Genomic DNA, 16,720 nt, shown 5'->3' with positions numbered 1-16,720 from the left:
GAAAGAAAACGCACCCAGTCTACACTAAGTGCGTTCATGCTATATTATACTGCTGGCTGAGGCTGTTCACTGACATGTACTGCTGGTTGACGGTCTTTCCAAGGCATTGCTTCCTCTAGCTGTCTACCTAGCTGTAATAACGTCAATTCATCTGCAAACTTACCTGTCATTTGTAGACCAATTGGTAGACCTGATTTACTTTCTGCTAAAGGCAATGATATGGAGGGCTGACCTGTAGCATTGAATAAATTTGTAAACGGTGCATACGTGAAAATTTGCTCTGTCCATTCAACAGCCGAAATGTTAGGATTGTTGGCATTTAATTCACCAATTTTAGCAGGAAGTGTGCCAATAGTTGGACTCAATAAAATATCATAATCTTCAAAGAAGCCTGCAACTTGACGAGAAACGACTGCATTTGTATGAATAGCTTCCAATAAATCAGCCGCCTTTAATTGACCACCATATTCATAGCATTTCCAAATGGCGGCTTCAATATAGTCTGGAGAAACTGCTTTACCAGTTCCCGCTGCAGCCCCCTTAATCATTTGATAAATATTCGCTGTCCAAATATCGACCGTCGCCTTTGTGAATGATGCTTGTTCATATTTCGGACGCGCCTCTACTACCTCGTGTCCTAGTTCTTTTAATACTTGAACTGTTTTATGAACCGCTTCTATACATTCCGGATCGACAAATGCCCCAGAATTTGTTTCAGTTGTCCAAGCAATTTTTAGCGGGCGCACTGTTTCCTGGATAAGTTGTCCATACGGTGCATGTGTTACCTCTAATTTGGAATAGCTCCCTAAGTCAGGACCTGCTACTTGATCTAATAGCACCGCTGTATCACGAATTGTACGAGTCACAGCGAACTCAATGGCAATACCATTTAAAGGCTCACTATTGAATGGACCAGCTGGAACTCTTCCCCGTGTTGGTTTTAATCCCACTAACCCACTACAGGAAGCGGGGATACGAATAGAACCTCCGCCATCATTAGCATGAGCGATTGGCACAATACCACTTGCCACAGCGGCTGCTGACCCTCCACTCGAACCGCCTGGACTATGATTTAAATTCCACGGATTGCGCGTTGCACCATAAATAACCGCTTCAGTCGCTGCATTATAGCCAAACTCAGGTGTTGTCGTAGTACCTGCTAAAATCAAGCCAGCCCTTCTAAAGCGCGCCATTAATTCACTATCGACGGGTATAACCGTATTTTCTCCAATACGACTCCCCATACTATGCGGAACACCCTCTGCATGTAACACAAGCTCTTTAATTAAAAACGGAACACCTGCAAACGGCGCATTTTCATCAACCTTCTCAATTGCTTTGTCAGCCTGCTCTTCTAACACACTAACAACTGCATTAATGGATGGATTGACTTTTTTTATTCCTTCTAACGCTAGCTCCTTTAATTCCTGTGGTGTTACTTCCTTTGATTTTACTAGCTCTGCTAACCCAATACCGTCATATGATGCATACTCTTGTAAATTCATATTCTCACCTCGTATAATAGTAATCTTGCAACTATAATGTACTGAATATTCTAAATTTAAGATATTACCCAAAAGGATAATTCTGTTTTAAGTAGAATATAAAAGCATAATAGAGAAATGAGGTGTTTTCATGTTTTTAGAAAATGATTTAGAAAACATTCTTAAAGCGAGCTATCATATTTCAAATATGAATGTGAAACAAAGTAATGAAGGGTTTAAACATGAACTATTGCATACAATAAGTCAGCATCTCGGCTATCACCATATGTTATTTTGGGAAATAGCAAATAATGAGTTAACCGCCCCTGTGCTTTTTAATATAGAGCGTCATACGATTAATGAATATTTACAAAGATATAAAAACTTTGATCCATTACACCCTCAAAATATAAATACACAGCATTCCATTCAGCTAATGAATAGGAATGAAGTTATGTGCCTGCAAAAACAAACCCACTATAAAGAAGTTTTTTTGAAAGAAAATCGCTATGAAGATGAAATGGCCATGTATTTAAGAATAGACAATAAGCTCGTAGCCGTTATTGGCTTTTTAAGGAAAACAGGAGAGAAGCTATTTAATGAAAAAGATATTTTAAAGTTAGTGTATTTGAAAAGAAATATCGAAAACATGTATTCCTTACATCACTTTTCACAGCCCTCCATCGTGTTGGAAATGACAGATCGAGAACGAGAAGTTTTAAAGTTTGTATTCAAAGGCTTGAAAAACATAGATATTGCCAAGCAATTATTCGTCAGTGAAAATACAATTAAAAAACACCTTCAAAACCTATATAGAAGGTTTCAAGTAACCAATCGTACCCAACTGCTGGCAAAGTGTTTGAAGTATAGTGATCATGTTTAATAAGGTCATCTATTGAATTCAAAGGTAGTATTATTAATTTGCTGATTAATTGGCATAAAACTATTTTTCCTCAGTAAAAAATGCCCCACCAATTGGGTGGGGCAGTTCTCATTTTAATTCTAACTATAGAGGCGCTCTTTTACTTAATTACTTTGCACTTTATACACTTTACTATCAAGCTGTCTATTTATTGCCTGCTGTAAAAATCGTGTGGCGGTAAATAGTTTTTCTTCATCAATATTCGTTTGAATGCCTAAACGATGCAGGAAATTTACTAAATCATTCGTTGACACATTGCCGCTTGCACCAGGGGCATAGGGGCACCCCCCTAAACCTCCAATAGCACTGTCGTATTTTGTAATCCCCAGCTCAAGTGCTGCAAATATATTGGCTAAAGCACGGCCATACGTATCATGAAAATGAAGGGCAAATAAATCACGATCATATTGAGTGAGCAGCTCTGATAAAATAGCCTTTACTTGTACAGGATCTGCTACCCCAATTGTATCGCCTAGTGAAATTTCAGAAACGCCCATTGCTAGATAGGCATCAATGATTTCCCTTACTTTTTGAAGCTTTACTTCATCACCAAACGGACTGCCAAATACAGTTGAAATATAGCCTCTTAACGATATACCTTCACGATTTGCTGCTTCAGCTACAGCTTTTAAGTTCTGTAAAGATTGGTTAATTGAAGCGTTTACATTACTTTGATTATGCTCCTCAGAGGCAGAGATAAATAACGCAATTTCATCAACCTTTTGTTGAATGGCTCCTTCTACCCCTTTCAAATTAGGCACAAGAGCTGCATACGTTATTTTTTCATGACGTGTGATTTGCTCAAATACTTCATGATGATCGGCTAAAGCTGGTATCCACTTGGGACTAACAAAAGAGGATACTTCGATATGGCGGACACCTGTTTCACTGATTAAGTTAATCCATTGCACTTTCAAATCAGTTGGAATAAAAATTTTCTCATTTTGTAGGCCGTCACGAGGACCTACTTCTCTTATCTCCACTGCTTTTGGTAAGTTCATCAAAATACACTTCCTTTAATTAAATGCCGAACAGCTGTAGCATAATCCAGCTTGATGCGTAGAATACCATGAATTGCACACCAGCCCCTACACCTAAAATACGATTTAATAAACCACCAACAGTTGCGACTGTAAATGTTAGCACTACTCCTAGCAATTGTGCCTCGTTATAGGCAAGCAAAAATGCTAATCCGATGAACATGGCTACGATTGCTTCCTGGCTAATATATTTCAATACTAATACAGATGCTTTACGTGCATAATTCATCGCAAATGGATAAGCAATTAAAGCGGCTACACTAATACCGATTAACCCAAAAATGAAAAAGTCCCATGAAGACATTAGCGTGTGTAGGTTGTTAACTGGATCTACTGTAAAAATCGGTGGTGCATTAAATAATGGTGATGCTGGTCCAAGTGCTACTGGGCTTAACGGAATACCGAATGCAATTAATGGAATAATCGCTTCAGCTATATATGTCGATTCCGTTACACCATTCATAACAGTAAGACTCGTTGTTGATTTCTTATAGGCACCTTTTGTACGAGAGCCTACAATTTCTCCCATCAATGACGTCATCCCGACAGGACTGAAGACAAATGTAAGGGAGGAAAGAAACGTTGTAATACTCGTAAAAATGGTCTGCCTTTTCGATAAAATTTTAAATGGATTCGGGAAATAGCCTTTCCATGATTTCGTTTCGGGAGCAAGATTATATTGATTTGGCTTATTGCGTGCTAGATCATTTTTAGCAACAGAAGAAGCCGCCATTAAAATATTACAAAACATCGGTCCAATCGCAATTCCTAAAAAGAATGTAATACTTAAATGTTTATCCAGCATCGCAAAGCTAACGCTATCTAAAGCTTTAATGAAAAATGCAAATGGAATAATGATTAAAATACTTGCCCATTTTCCTTTTGAAAAGAATGCGATTAAAATTGCGGCAAGTGTAAAAATGATGCCTGATGAAGATTTAAAAAAGTCGGCAAATTGACCTAAAAACTGACCTAACAATACAGCGGTTGGCAGGGCGATAAATGCACCGATAACACCGCCAGAAATCATTTTACGTAGTGCAACGTGCGGCATGCCTAAACGGCGTAATGTATTGGCATGATCGATCAATGGTACAGCCGTTGTATCCCCTGGAATGCCTAATAACGCAGTTGGGACAGCATGTGTTAAATGCTTAGCTAATACGCCCGCCATGAAAAAGGCGAATACCCCTTCAGGAGGCGCTCCCAGCAAAATAACTAACAATGTAATGGGTACCATAATTGCTGTTTCATCTGTACCTGAAATAAGTCCAATTATAGTAAAGATTGCTGCACCAAGAAGTGCAAATAAAAGAGCTATTACATAAATACTCATTTTTTATCCGCTCCTTTCAAGCCTTGTAAGCTAGAAAGAATGCCAAAATCCTCAAGCTCTTTTTTTGTCACCGGATCTTCCTCGATTAAACGTATTTCCTCGTCTATATCAATCTGTAAATCCTCAAATGCTTCCTTTAAAGAATGACTAGATGCTTCATCCTCTACTAAAATACGCTTTGGTTTAAAAAGAATCGTATTAATAGCGACAACAATCAGAATTCCCGTGATTCCTGTTAACAGTGAATAAGAGTTAATCATCTGAGGGTCTGCAAACTTCGGAAAAACCCACTGACCAAACTGATAGCCTAAAAAGCTTGCGGCAACGCTTAAAATAATTGAAATAATTAACTGATTGCCAGAAACCGTGTCTCCTAAAATTTCAATAAACTTCTTTTCCTCTACATTTTTTTGCTCATTGTATGGAGTATTCGCCATGTATTATTCACCTCGCAGAGAGTTTGTAATCTCTAAAACACGATCATAACGGAAATCCTTCTCTTCTACCGCCTGCTGCACAACTCGATCAATAATATCGCCTGTTGCCCCAGCCATTACAGCCAAGTTTTTCGCATGCAGACGCATATGACCAGATTGAATACCCTCTGCTGAAAGTGCGCGTAAGCTTGCTAGATTTTCTACTAATCCTACTGCGGCAATGTAGCTGGCTAGCTCCTCTGCTGTTTGCACATCCATAATTTTTAGCGCTGCTTTTGCAACAGGATGAGTCTTCGTAGCCCCTCCCACAATACCAACAGCTAATGGCAATTCCAACGTACCAACAAGATTGCCTGCTTTATTCAACTCCCACGTTGTTAAAGAACGATATCTACCAGAACGAGCAGCATAGGCATGAGCACCAGCCTCAACAGCACGTGTATCATTACCCGATGCTAATACTGCAGCAGTAATACCATTCATAACCCCTTTATTATGTGTGGCAGCCCGATACGGGTCAGCATCTGCAAATTCGTAAGCACTTACAATATTTTTCGCAATCTCTATCCCCCCGAGCATTTCTGTCGAGAATTCACCACGCGCACGAACAATACGCTTATCTGCTAAATTTGAAATAATCCGTAGCACAACTCGCCCATTTGTAATACGTTCGATTAATGGTGACACAGATTCCGCCATCGTATTGACAGCGTTTGCCCCCATTGCATCCTTCGTATCAACGATTAAATGGACGACAACCATTGTTTCTTTTGCTGTGTCGATTAAGTGCACTTCTATATCCTTCACTCCACCGCCTAACTTGACTAACGTTGGATCTTTTTCATTACAATGCTCAATGATCTCATTTTTATGTTCAAAAATTTTCGCCCTCGCTGCATGAGGATCCTCAATATTTAATACCTGAATCTGTCCTCGCATAACTGTGCCCGAGCTGGAAGTAAAAATACCACCTAACTCATATGCTGCACGGGCCGCATTACTAGCCGCAGCAATTACTGATGGCTCTTCCGTAGCCATCGGAATAAATACCTCTTTGCCATTCACCTTAAAGTTGGCCGCTACCCCTAGAGGCACTGAAATATGTCCAATAACATTTTCAACCATTGCATCAGCAAGCTCTAATGAAATTCCACTTTTTAAAGCTTCAACTTCCTCTTTGGTTAAATTTGATTTTTCAGCGATTAACTTAATTCGCTCTTCTACTGAAAGTAAATAAAATCCCTTAATACGTGAAGTCATCCCCATACCCCCAAAATTAAAAAAGTGTAATATAATTCAACTTAGTTGAATAACATTACACCAATTGTAAATTGTCTGAATAGTATTGTAAACAAGAAATTTGTATTTTCGATAATATTTACGCTTAAAAGAAAGATTTAATCCTCAACATAAATCGTTAATACCTTTGAGTTTTCTGCAGAATTATTAATAAAGATATGCTCCTTTTTCCCAGAAAAATACGCAGAGTCCCCCTCTTCTAAATGGTAAAATTTATGATCGTATTTCAAGACGATACTACCCGAAATGACATAAATAAATTCATCATTATCGTGAGTATAAGGAGCTAAATTTTCCGCCCCATTATGTACAGTAACAATAGAAGGATTGATATTGCTCATATAGCTCTTATTCGCTAACAGCTCATATTGATAGCCAAGTTCATTCGTCTCAATCGTCTCATGGCGTTCTTTTTTCGATACAATCGAAATGCCATCAAATTGATCCTGAATAACAAACCAAGCCATTGGCACATCAAATATTTCCGCAATCTTAGACAATGTCACCAGACTCGGTGTCGCTTTGCCATTTTCTATTTTTGAAATATGACTTTTCGTTAAATTAATCTGCGAAGCTAAATCATCCTGAGACATTTTATTTTTCTTCCGCATCTGCTTTATTTTTACTCCAACTTCTAGTAAGTTCATCTATTCCAGTCCCCTCGATCATTTCGGTTTTTACAATAACTATACTATATTTTTAAATGATGGATCGAAAAATACGGAGAGTATAATACTCCTTCATTTTTCGTCTGTTCAATTAAATACAACAGGGTGTGCTGAAAGTTTCTCGACTTTTAGCACACCCTTATACATTATAGTGATGACATTCACAACTTTTTTGGCTGAATCCCGCGAATCGTACTTTTCGGAATTGTTGCATCATGCTCCACAATGAATACTTTTGAGAAGCAGTTGTAATACATTTCATCATGCCCCTTTGGTGACACAATAATTAGCTTACGTTGTAGCTCCTTAGCATAAAGATTAAACACCTTATTTTTCCGCTCATCATCTAATGCGCTATCAAACTCATCGAGCACGATATAGCCTGGTGAAGTAGTTAAGTTTTGTAATAGCGCAAGTGCGAAAAGAAGTGAACTTAGTGATTCCTCCCCACCTGATACACCTAGCCCCACCTTTCCACTACGAGCCTTCATACTCACATCTTCAAGCGCACCTTGATGCCCAATTTTACGCGCTTTAATATAAAGTCGGAAATTGACGCGACCTGATTTATCCTCAATGCGTTCCTTTTCGACTTGCCCCTCAAATTGAAACAAATCCATATACTTTTGGAAAAGCGTATTGATTTTGATCAGGTGCATCGTAATCGTGGTTTCTAAGCGGTCCTCTAGGTCTTTTGCACGAATTGTATTGCTTTCAAGTAATTGCTCCGATTGCGCTAGATCAGCATTTTTCTTATCGAAATCAGCCTTTTGTTGATCATAATTCTGCTGGGCATTTTCGTTAATTTTTTCTAGGCGAGCATTACGTAGCTCTGCTTTTGCCTGTTCAATTTCAGCCTGTAGCATTGTCAGTGATAAGTTCGTCGTGAGCTGTTCGTCTAGTTGCTGTGCTTCTTGTGGTAGCACCTGCTCAAGCTCAATCATATCAAGCTCACAGCGATTTTTCATCGTTTCATCCAACTCCAGTTTGTCCCTAGCCTTTTGAATCGATAAATCATAACCAGTTAGTTGACTTTCGACAATTTTTAACTCGCTCTCGAAAAGTTGTTGCTGTTCACCAAGTTGCGATTGCTTACGTTTTTGCTGATGTATTTCCTGCTCTCTCGTCTCTTGTTCCTTAGTAAGTTTTCGAATATTTTGCTGTAACTCTTTTCTTGCCTGCTCAATCCGTTGTAGCTGCATTTGCTGCTCTGCAAAGGCACCTAGCTCCTCATGAATTTGCCATTGTTGCTTATAAATATTCTGATGATACTGTGCATCAATTTGCTCGCTTTTCAGCTTATCTAGTTGGATTTCAAGTACGGTTTGCTCATCATAAAGGGCTGACAATTTTTCTTCAACAAGTTCAAGCTGCTGCCTATAAGATGCATAATCTGCTTGCTTTAATAAAGTACTTTCGGCTAATTGCATCGTATGAAGATGACCTTGTAGCTGTTTCAACTGTTGTTGATTTTCTTCGTATTGTTGTTCTAAATGTTGCTTCTCGTTCATTGTTTTTGTATATTTCTGTTGTACTTCCTGTAACAACTTTTCGATGGCCATATCACTTAAAATATATTGAGCCGCTTCCTGCGCACCGCGAATACCGCGCGTATCATATAATAGACCTTGCTCGATTCTAGGGCTCTCTAAGAAAAATTGCTTCACCCACCATAGCGCCTTATTCGCATAATTTTGCTGCTGTTCTGGTAAATCATCACGAATTTGTAAGCCATAATCTGGTAGCTTAGAGATACTTTCAGTCGGCACAAGCTGTTGAAGTGATACATAGTACAAATCATTGACCGGCTTATAATTTTTTCCGACATAAAAAATGGTATATTTAATCACCTCTAGTTGCTTTTCTAACGCCAATGGAGCAGATGGCATAAGCTCGATCAACTCACGTAATGTGTACGCCTCTAGCTGCTGCTGCTTTAAATGAAGTAGTCCCTGCTGCTGGCGTTTGGATATAACCTTTTTTTGTTCATACAGTGTCACTTTCTGCTCCAACATTTTTAGGTCCATTGATAGACGCTGTATCTGTTCAAAACCTTGTTCATTTTGCCATGATAGAGTGTTAATTTGCTGCTCGATTTGCGCACTGCTTCCATAAATTGCTTTGTGCTTTTCTGCATTTATCATTTTTTCTTTTAGCTCTGATGAAGTGATTTCTATATGGACTTTTTCTTGTTCGAGCTCGCGCTGTTGCTGGCGTAATTGGCTTTGCAGATTTCTAAGTTCACCTATTTGGTTTGTAATTATAGCTAATTGTTCATTGGTTTCTTCTAGCTTTCGTTGTGTCGTTTCGGCATCAAAACGTAATTGCTTTCGCTTTTCATCGATTTCTTCGAGCTGCTGCTCTAACTGCAGCTGCAATGCTTGTTGCTGTGTGTCTTCATTTTCTTGCTGCTGTAAGTTATCTGTAATGATGATTAATTGCTGTGACAATGTCGCAACATTCTCCAATAATTGTGATTTTTGTTGCTTTAGCCTATCAATATTACTCTTTAATTGTTGCTGAGTAACCGTTAATTTTTCCTTTTCCACTTGATATTTAGCCTTTTGCTCGGCCATCCTTTCCATTGAGGTGCTATAATACGTAATGATGTGATGGAGCAATGTATAGTATTTTTGACCAGATGTGAAAATACGCCTTTTGTTATCTAAATATTTATTGAGCTCGGTTTGAGCCGCATTCACACTTAGCTCCGCACCTTTTTGAATACCCTTTAAATATTCAATTTCCGTGCGAACTTCTTTAATTTTTTCTAATGAAGCTTCCCATTCCTTTTGCATATCAGAAATCTCAAACATATCACTAAATTTGCGGAAACGCTCTTCCGGGTACATCGCCGCAAATTGATTGACTTCTTGCTGATACCAAATTAAATAATAAACATCTGGTTCAATTTTATAGCGCACACGCAAATCTTCACGATACGCCTTGAATGTACGTCCCGCTGTCCCACCTGATGTATAGCGTGCATGGGATGTTAAATTCTCCGTATCTTGCCCATTTAACACCTCATACTCACGCTGAATTGGGCTATTTTTCGTATCTTGATTGACCGTCAGCTGAAAGGCGATAAATTTTGGACCATCAATTTTTGTTGGGCCTTCATTTAGAAATACGAGCGTTATACGTGCATACCAAGGGTCATTTACTTTTAAATTTGTTGAACGAAGTCCCTCTAATTCTACCTTCGAAGAATATAGCACGGCACCAAGGCAAAATGTTAATGTCGATTTCCCTACACCATTTGGACCAGTAATTAAAATATGCTCGTTTGCTTCCCCAAAATGAATGCTTCGCGGTGAGTAGTCGCGAACGCCATGAATTTTCAATTGATACGGGATCATTCGTTTTCCTCCTTAATATGTAGGTTATAACGATTGAAAAACTTCATTACTTCTTCTTTACTAAGCTGTGTTTCCTGGGCAAATTCCGTTGTACGTCGTAAAAATGACTCTGAAAACATATGTACACCTATGGCTGTTAACATATAGGCCTCTTCAGAAACGGATTCGTAGTCTGTAACCGCGCCAATTTTTTTCAGTTGATCGATATTATTTTTCAACTTGCGGTTGGCATTCAATGATTCATGGCCAAAATCAACTAGAATTTGATGCAGCAGTGTAAATTCATGGCCAAGTACTTCTTGGTGATAAAACAAATACAGCATAATGGCGAGCGCCTCACTGCTTAATGTTGATTTCGCATGTTTTGCGGTTACATGCATCATGACAATCACTCGGTCTCGACGATCATCATAAATAATACGGAAATAGCGACTTAGCGCAGCATTTAAACGATTAATGAATGAATGGAAAGCATCATCATCTCCACTTTTAATGCCAAGTAGCTTTTCTAAATCCTTCTTTCCTAAGCCGTAATTGGCCCCTTTGATCGATGCAGATGAAGAAAATAATAACTGCATAAATGCTAATTCTTCTTGGGTAGTTAGATAACCCTTTAAACTATTCATCATCATGAGGGTATTGTCGAACGGTAAATCGTTTGTCGTCATCGTCTATCCACTCCCATTGTTTGTCATAATCTTTCGTTTGTTCGACAGGCTGCTGTTCAACCTTATTGTTACTAGTTAATGCGGAGACAGCTAGTAATGAAAGAATTGCATCATGCCATCTATTTGAGCTTGATTCCACAATGAGCTCTTCCATTTCTGTTTCACCATGCTCGCTTAAATAATTTTCAATTCGCTCAGTATCAATCAGTGATTGGGTCATTTTCCATGAAACCTCCTCAAGGGCTTCTTTTATTGGACGAACATCCATTTCAGCCTCTTCATATTCAGGCTCAAGCTGATGAGAAATCGGCTTTTCTAGCTTCGGTTCATACGTTTGCAAATAATGTATGGCATCTGTAATATCATGTGGACCAATTGGTGCAGCAAATTTCACAGGAACCCACAGGCCATCCATCGCCTCTTCTTCATATTGATTTTGTTCCATAAAACTTAAAATATCATGGGCTGTCGGGATATTCGGATTAGCTTCTGGTGAATGCATCGCCAAAATAAACTGGCGCACTTTTTCAGGTGAAATGGTGTTAGCGGTAGGTGTGAGCTGCATATTGACAAAGCGTATATATTTTGTTAGCAAGCTTAAGCTAAGTGAAGTCCCTTTTGAAATTGCAGCCGTTCCTCGGAGCATTAAATCGCTCATTTTCGTACTTTCCTCGACAGTGCCAAACTGTTGTAAGCGTTCATTTAATTTTGTTTCAAGCTCAAGCATAAGCAGATTAATTTTCTCCAACTGCGGTAAGGCATTGCGATCAGCAAGGAGTTCAAGCTGGCGTTCCTCTAATTGCTTAATCGCCTCTTCAACATTGTAAATCATTGATGCGATTTTATTGCCTCCAGAAATCCCTTGGTCGTCGTAGGCAGCGCTTATTTCAGCATCGCGTCTTGCTTGAAATAGCGAGCGACCAATATCATCTTGCAAATAGTAAGCAAGTGCATCGTTCCCCATGCGAATTAATCCGTCCATTAAATTTTTACCACGGTCACGCATTTTAATTTGACGGCTCTGTTTGATTATCCAATTATTGCGTTCTAAAATTGTGAGCATTCTTGTAATGTGCGCTAATGTTGGAGGATCATTATCTTGCAAATACGTGGACTGATATCGGTAGTATAATACTTCCTCATTATCGATGGCATCTTTAATACCGAGAGAAGCTTCGTTAATTAACTGAATAACATTTAAAAAACGAATAATTTCGATTGGGGAATCGTACATTTTTTCTGTGCTTAATTCCTTTAAGACACCTGCTAATGATGCTAAATCACGCATTGACTTCATAAATTCTGCAGTTTGGTAATCACTTGTAAAAATAGAAATTGGTGCTTTTATATCCATTTTATCCATTGTTCCACCCCTCCTAACTGCTGTTCCTGTTCATGCGCCTCTTGCACCTGGTTTATATAGCTTTCAATTGAATGATACAGCTCATAATCACGCCCAACTATTTTTACCGTTCCTTTAGCCAATGCGGCGGCGTACTTAGCAATCGTGATACCCTCGCTATCAGTATCTGTCCAAATGATCGTTTGTTTAATAGCTGATTGCAGTAATTGCTCTATAAATTGCTTGTGTGCAGAACGAATTTGGCCATCTAAACAAACGATGCAGGAATTCGTTTGCCTTAAAAATTCTGTCTCTACAGCCATACGCGTTAAAATTGCTCGATTTTCAACAAGCCATAATGTTGTATTTGTCGTAGTAAAAGGGGAGAGTAAGACCGCATTATCGGTCGTCGCATGCACCACGCCAATCGTATACGTTGCCATACTATTTTGCACATTACCAGTAAAATAAATTGGCACAATTTTCCCGATGCTCACTAGCCCGTAAAGCGTCGGGTCAATTCCACTTTGCTCTAGCTGCGCTAAAAAAGCCTCGCGCTGTTGGTCAAATACCTTTGAGCCCCCAATCTTATCGTGTAAAGTCGCGCCGATTTCCTTAAAATCAAATAGCTCCTTTTGCAAGGATAATGCATAGAACGCTAAACAAAACTCGATATATTTCATCCTCTTTTTCATTGTCCACTGTATAGGCAGCGCATTCCATTCAATCGCCTGTTGAAATATCTTTGGTAACTCTAGTTTCTCAGCCTTTTGCTGTAACGTCTGCATCTGTTGCTGTTGTTTTGTGAACTGTTGCTGCTCGGATTTTTGTTGCTCTTCTATGTAAGCTGGGCCAATGCGGTAATAATCCTCCTTGATGCTTATACCATCTGTATGATAACGAATTTCGCGCACTATCCAGCCCTGTTGTAGCCACTGTTGAATCGTGTCATTCGATTCATCTAACATTCGCTTCGCATTTGGTGTGAATTTATAGGATGCTAATTTTTTAGGAAGAGGGGAAGTAAATTCTGTATGCATTGTCAACTTTAAATGCGCGACTTTACGAAATGTACGCGCAGTCTTTTTAACTATAGTCGCAACCATTAATTGCTCTTGTTGTTCTACCTTTTCAATTATTTCATCTTTTTTCAAAAAATACACTTGGATAAATGCCTCATGCATCGTAAAACCCTCCTTTTACTTTGTTCCATTATATAGTAGTAGCGTTCCATATGTTTGTTTGTCGTCGGCAGCCTCGAAACAATATGACAATCGATTGCATCTTTTCCTACCGCCCATTTCCTGCTGGTACATCTCTTTGAGGGTCATTCTCTAAATTTAGTAAGAATCATTGGCGGACTAATTAATAAATGTCGCTGCTAGTGTTTTAGCACTCATGGTTAAATTTGAACTAGACGATTGTCTAATTAATGATCTTCAGTAATATAACGCCCTATAATTAGATCACCCAAATTCTAAATTATAAATAATTATAAAATTACTAAACATTATTAGATTAAATTTTCTTTACCCCTTTGATTTTTTTCACCATAAGTAACACCTCTAAATTTAATTTTATTATAAGTACTAGTAATTTAATTAAATAGCCTTATTTTACTCCCAAATTGCTGCAAAAATAAAAATCGTCTGAAAACTCAAGCAATAACCTTTATTTAACTGGTAGTTTGCTTTGCTCATAAAAAAACTGTGGTACGGGCCCATGTCTAACAACATTCTGAAAGGTCCACCAACTGCACTCCATTTTCTCACTATCCGCTAAAGGCGAGCAAGTAGCCGTTCGCATGTCGATTAAATATCATGAAACTACTTTAACTTTTCAAATAACCTACAAATGATGAAACACTTATTTTTGGTGTGATACTTACCAAATATGAAAACGATTAGGATATGCACTTGATTCAATAATTTCTACACCTCCTATAATTGGCGAAGAATTCTATCTATAACTGTTTTAAATTAACCTTAAAAAATTTACCTTCTATACTTTAGTATAAAGACGATGTGATACTTCATGATATATGCTAAACTTTTATTATCCATTTGGATTCCCTTTCGTACTGAAGTCGTTTGACCAGACCTTAATTCATTGTACGGCTTGGGATTTTTTTCTTGTCATAGCTAAAAGCTCAATGGAACCATTAGCATTGTAAGAGGCTTTCAAAAGAATACAAAAAAGAGCCTGTTAAACAGACTCTCTTTCTCTCTTCATGATATAGGTATCTTTACCTCTTTAATTTTATCCATAATAATAGTTTTCTTCACTACCAATAACCGTTCACTGCTTGCCATATTTTTTACTTTTTTCTTGTTCTTCAACTTACCCTCGTTTAATTTGTAATAAATCATCAACTTTTATAGTTCCTCATGTCTTTTTATTGTAAAATAATCACCAATTTTTCTACACTTTCAACCTCACAGTGATTGATATGTAAATATTTTCATTTCAATACGGTTTTTTAATGGGCATATCGATATCGTTTACAAGATAATTTTCATACTCCCAATAACCATTATCATCTTAATAATTCCTATACCTATACAATATTTTTCCCCTTAGTCCACTCTATTTATTTCTCTCAACAATCATCGTGTGACTTCCAAGTTCGTTATAGCTTTTGAAAAACTTATCGACATTATGTGAGACTCTTCCTTCTAAACTGTTGTTAATTAACAATCTAATAAATAAAGGAAATAAACAAAGTTATTATCAATAAATGGTAATTAGTTTATATTTAGTAAAAATAGAATTTTGGTCACAGTTTTTCTATACGAATAACTTTGATTTTTGCTGGATTTGACTCCGAAATTTCAGAATACCAAATCCTCACTTCATCTCCACTTTTAATTACTTTCATAGAAAGTTTCGATTCATTAATTAAAATTGAAACTGTATCAAATTTATTTAAGTACATGAGATTTTCGCTAGAGAAACTCTCTATATCTGATTGTTGAACGTCCTTTCCTTGAATAAAATAGACTATTCCTTCATGTATTACTATATAACCAATTTCACTTTCGGTATTTTCTTTACTAGCTGATAGTTGGCTAGCATTACCTAAGAACCATAAAGCAATAAGAAAAAGTAACAATAAGACTGTGTTGATAATAGGTTTGGGAATTCTGTTCTTCATTCAAACCACCACCTTATACATTTAGTAATTTTCATATCATTTTAAATGTACATAATATACCAAATACTGTGCTCACCTCTATTCTACAATACAAAAAAATACTTCACTTGTTATACTTCCTAAAGAAGGAATACAGAAAATATTTTGAAATTTCCAATGCAATTGGATGGAATTAGGAAAATAAAAAAACTTATATTGAACTGCCGAAGATAAATTACAAGCTGTTGAGCGCTGCTTAAGAGGAATGGAACGGAAAGCTCCTATGCTATAGCTAAGCAATATGAAATACAGTGTAGTTGAAGCTATTATTCAGCCGTATACAAATTAAACACTAGAGTTTACTCTAGACCAACCTATTCACTTGTTTCAGACATGTTGGATAAAGCACTCGAACGTTTACCTGAGCACCACCAGTTACTTATGTATACCGATCAAGACTGGCATTATTAAATGAATAAATATCGTCGCGCCTTAGAATCAAGAGGGGGTGTTCAAAGTATGTCTCGTAAAGGAAATTGTTACGACAACTCAGTCATGGAGAATTTCTTTGGAAATCCGAATTCCTTTACATGAGGGAATTAGAAAGTATAGAGCATTAAAAATAGAATTAGGAAAATATATAAACTACTATAATATGAAACGGATCAAGGCAAAATTAAAAAACGAGTTCGGTGCAATACCGAACTCATTTACCCAAGTAGCCAAATGAAATAACGAAGCTAACATAAATGAATTAACTATTTAATTCATTTATGTGTAACCTACTTAATTGCGCTCTGATTTTAGGAATGCTACAAATAAAGATAATTTTTTATTAGAAAAACCTTAGTTACCTCTAAAGACATTAGTCTCTATTATTGAAAGCAGATGCAAATAAAAAAAAATACTAAGAGACTGAGACATTCAGATGTAAAAACAATTATAAAAATAATACCCAAAATAGAGCCTTTGAAGAGTTTGATATGCATATATTCACATGAATTCTTTCACATTTAACCAAAAACGATG

General features: G+C 37.4%; 12 protein-coding genes and 1 pseudogene. 2 read left to right on the top strand and 11 right to left on the bottom strand.

What is annotated here, in order from left to right:
* Positions 1-44 precede the first annotated feature (44 nt).
* Positions 45-1,505, bottom strand: coding sequence for an amidase (locus V1L66_RS05185; RefSeq protein WP_333003641.1), 1,461 nt, complete (start codon positions 1,503-1,505; stop codon positions 45-47).
* 130 nt (positions 1,506-1,635) lie between these two features.
* Here V1L66_RS05185 and V1L66_RS05180 point away from each other — a divergent pair, with 130 nt between their 5' ends.
* Entirely contained in the window at positions 1,636-2,367 is a 732-nt protein-coding gene (locus tag V1L66_RS05180; RefSeq protein ID WP_333003642.1) for a helix-turn-helix transcriptional regulator, read from the top strand.
* Positions 2,368-2,510: 143 nt separating this feature from the next.
* Here the strand turns inward: V1L66_RS05180 and V1L66_RS05175 are convergent, their stop codons facing one another.
* The 10 genes from V1L66_RS05175 to V1L66_RS05130 form a co-directional block, all read right to left on the bottom strand.
* Positions 2,511-3,407, bottom strand: coding sequence for a hydroxymethylglutaryl-CoA lyase (locus V1L66_RS05175; protein ID WP_333003644.1), 897 nt, complete (start codon positions 3,405-3,407; stop codon positions 2,511-2,513).
* A gap of 19 nt (positions 3,408-3,426) precedes the next feature.
* Positions 3,427-4,782 carry a tripartite tricarboxylate transporter permease gene (locus V1L66_RS05170; protein WP_333003646.1) on the bottom strand — a complete coding sequence of 452 codons (1,356 nt, stop codon included), beginning with the start codon at positions 4,780-4,782 and terminating at the stop codon, positions 3,427-3,429.
* Positions 4,779-5,219 (bottom strand): hypothetical protein, encoded by a 441-nt coding sequence (locus V1L66_RS05165; protein ID WP_048394316.1) that lies wholly within the window; start codon positions 5,217-5,219, stop codon positions 4,779-4,781. The genes V1L66_RS05170 and V1L66_RS05165 overlap by 4 nt, the downstream gene beginning before the upstream one ends.
* A 3-nt stretch (positions 5,220-5,222) precedes the next feature.
* On the bottom strand, positions 5,223-6,479 hold the full coding sequence (locus tag V1L66_RS05160) for a hydroxymethylglutaryl-CoA reductase, degradative (RefSeq protein WP_333003647.1): 1,257 nt from the start codon (positions 6,477-6,479) through the stop codon (positions 5,223-5,225).
* 137 nt (positions 6,480-6,616) lie between these two features.
* Positions 6,617-7,165, bottom strand: a complete 549-nt coding sequence (locus tag V1L66_RS05155) for an XRE family transcriptional regulator (protein WP_333003650.1) — start codon at positions 7,163-7,165, stop codon at positions 6,617-6,619.
* Between the two features lie 182 nt (positions 7,166-7,347).
* Positions 7,348-10,548: an AAA family ATPase gene (locus V1L66_RS05150; protein ID WP_333003652.1), complete on the bottom strand. Its 3,201-nt coding sequence runs from the start codon at positions 10,546-10,548 to the stop codon at positions 7,348-7,350.
* On the bottom strand, positions 10,545-11,216 hold the full coding sequence (locus tag V1L66_RS05145; protein ID WP_016995229.1) for a hypothetical protein: 672 nt from the start codon (positions 11,214-11,216) through the stop codon (positions 10,545-10,547). Before V1L66_RS05145 ends, V1L66_RS05150 begins: the two co-directional genes overlap by 4 nt.
* Entirely contained in the window at positions 11,167-12,579 is a 1,413-nt protein-coding gene (locus V1L66_RS05140; RefSeq protein ID WP_312124124.1) for a hypothetical protein, read from the bottom strand. Before V1L66_RS05140 ends, V1L66_RS05145 begins: the two co-directional genes overlap by 50 nt.
* Positions 12,561-13,742 (bottom strand): DUF2399 domain-containing protein, encoded by a 1,182-nt coding sequence (locus tag V1L66_RS05135; RefSeq protein ID WP_333003655.1) that lies wholly within the window; start codon positions 13,740-13,742, stop codon positions 12,561-12,563. Before V1L66_RS05135 ends, V1L66_RS05140 begins: the two co-directional genes overlap by 19 nt.
* Before the next feature lie 1,592 nt (positions 13,743-15,334).
* Positions 15,335-15,712 carry a DUF3221 domain-containing protein gene (locus V1L66_RS05130; protein ID WP_333003657.1) on the bottom strand — a complete coding sequence of 126 codons (378 nt, stop codon included), beginning with the start codon at positions 15,710-15,712 and terminating at the stop codon, positions 15,335-15,337.
* 342 nt (positions 15,713-16,054) lie between these two features.
* Here V1L66_RS05130 and V1L66_RS05125 point away from each other — a divergent pair.
* Positions 16,055-16,413 (top strand): annotated as a pseudogene (locus tag V1L66_RS05125) (IS3 family transposase); the annotation flags it as partial.
* Positions 16,414-16,720: the final 307 nt, after the last annotated feature.

The organism is Lysinibacillus sp. IITD104 (genome assembly GCF_036698265.2).
Taxonomy (GTDB): Bacteria; Bacillota; Bacilli; order Bacillales_A; family Planococcaceae; genus Lysinibacillus; species Lysinibacillus boronitolerans.
The sequence above is the reverse complement of the archived record's forward strand: the minus strand, read 5'-3'. Positions and strand labels throughout refer to the sequence as shown.

Coding starts and splice junctions, on each gene's coding strand:
- V1L66_RS05185 (WP_333003641.1), bottom strand. CDS start 1,505: ATGAATTTACAAGAGTATGCATCATATGACGGTATTGGGTTAGCAGAG.
- V1L66_RS05180 (WP_333003642.1), top strand. CDS start 1,636: ATGTTTTTAGAAAATGATTTAGAAAACATTCTTAAAGCGAGCTATCAT.
- V1L66_RS05175 (WP_333003644.1), bottom strand. CDS start 3,407: ATGAACTTACCAAAAGCAGTGGAGATAAGAGAAGTAGGTCCTCGTGAC.
- V1L66_RS05170 (WP_333003646.1), bottom strand. CDS start 4,782: ATGAGTATTTATGTAATAGCTCTTTTATTTGCACTTCTTGGTGCAGCA.
- V1L66_RS05165 (WP_048394316.1), bottom strand. CDS start 5,219: ATGGCGAATACTCCATACAATGAGCAAAAAAATGTAGAGGAAAAGAAG.
- V1L66_RS05160 (WP_333003647.1), bottom strand. CDS start 6,479: ATGACTTCACGTATTAAGGGATTTTATTTACTTTCAGTAGAAGAGCGA.
- V1L66_RS05155 (WP_333003650.1), bottom strand. CDS start 7,165: ATGAACTTACTAGAAGTTGGAGTAAAAATAAAGCAGATGCGGAAGAAA.
- V1L66_RS05150 (WP_333003652.1), bottom strand. CDS start 10,548: ATGATCCCGTATCAATTGAAAATTCATGGCGTTCGCGACTACTCACCG.
- V1L66_RS05145 (WP_016995229.1), bottom strand. CDS start 11,216: ATGACGACAAACGATTTACCGTTCGACAATACCCTCATGATGATGAAT.
- V1L66_RS05140 (WP_312124124.1), bottom strand. CDS start 12,579: ATGGATAAAATGGATATAAAAGCACCAATTTCTATTTTTACAAGTGAT.
- V1L66_RS05135 (WP_333003655.1), bottom strand. CDS start 13,742: ATGCATGAGGCATTTATCCAAGTGTATTTTTTGAAAAAAGATGAAATA.
- V1L66_RS05130 (WP_333003657.1), bottom strand. CDS start 15,712: ATGAAGAACAGAATTCCCAAACCTATTATCAACACAGTCTTATTGTTA.